Origin of the sequence: Streptomyces huiliensis (assembly GCF_020037025.1) — a bacterium.
Classification (GTDB): domain Bacteria; phylum Actinomycetota; class Actinomycetes; order Streptomycetales; family Streptomycetaceae; genus Streptomyces; species Streptomyces huiliensis.
This window is the reverse complement of record NZ_JAIQLH010000551.1, coordinates 1-684: the sequence shown is the minus strand read 5'-3', so window position 1 is coordinate 684 and position 684 is coordinate 1. Positions and strand designations below refer to the sequence as shown.

Here is a 684-nt window from a genome sequence, read left to right as displayed (position 1 = left end):
GGGGCGCGCGGCCGGTCATCGCGGGTCCCCGCCGGTGGAGGGCGGCAGCGGGCCGGCCGCGCGGAGGCCCGGGCGGCGCGGGCCGTGGGCGGTGGCGAGCAACTGGAGGCCCAGGCGCAGCCGGCGGCGCGCCTCGTCCTCGGTGACGCCCAGCCCGGCGGCGGCCCGGCGGTAGTCGAGGCGGCGGGTGTAGGCGAGGTCCAGGGCCTCGCGCAGGGGTGCGGGCATGGAGCCGACGATGTAGTCGGCGCGGGCGGCGGCGGAGGCCGCGCGGACCCGTTCGTCGATCTCCTCGGGGGTGGCGGGCCCGCCGGGGCCGTCGCTCTCCGAACGGCGCAGCCGGGCGACGGCCTGCCGGTGGGTGAGGTCGGCGATCCAGGAGCGCAGCGGGCCCTGGCGGGGGTCCCACTCGCCGGGGTGCTCCCAGACGTGGCCGAAGACGTCCCGGGTGACGCGGTCGGCGCCCGCCTCGTCGCCGAGGACGCGGTGGGCGAGGCCGTGCACGAGGGAGGCGAAGCGGTCGTACAGCTCGCCGAGCGCGGCCGCCTCGCCGTGCGCGAGCCGCTGCTGCATCCTCCGGTCCCACCGTGGTGGTGCGTCCGTCGTCATCCGCCCCTCCTCCCGTGCGTCGTCGCGACGCCCGCGCTTCATGGCGTCCGCCCCTCATGGCGCCGACACCGCATG

General features: G+C 79.2%; 1 protein-coding gene. It reads right to left on the bottom strand.

Annotation, left to right across the window (positions count from 1 at the left end):
• Positions 1 to 15 precede the first annotated feature (15 nt).
• A complete protein-coding gene (locus JNW98_RS35815; protein WP_223772414.1) occupies positions 16 to 609 on the bottom strand; it encodes a sigma factor in 594 nt (197 codons plus the stop codon).
• Positions 610 to 684: the final 75 nt, after the last annotated feature.

Coding starts and splice junctions, on each gene's coding strand:
- JNW98_RS35815 (WP_223772414.1), bottom strand. CDS start 609: ATGACGACGGACGCACCACCACGGTGGGACCGGAGGATGCAGCAGCGG.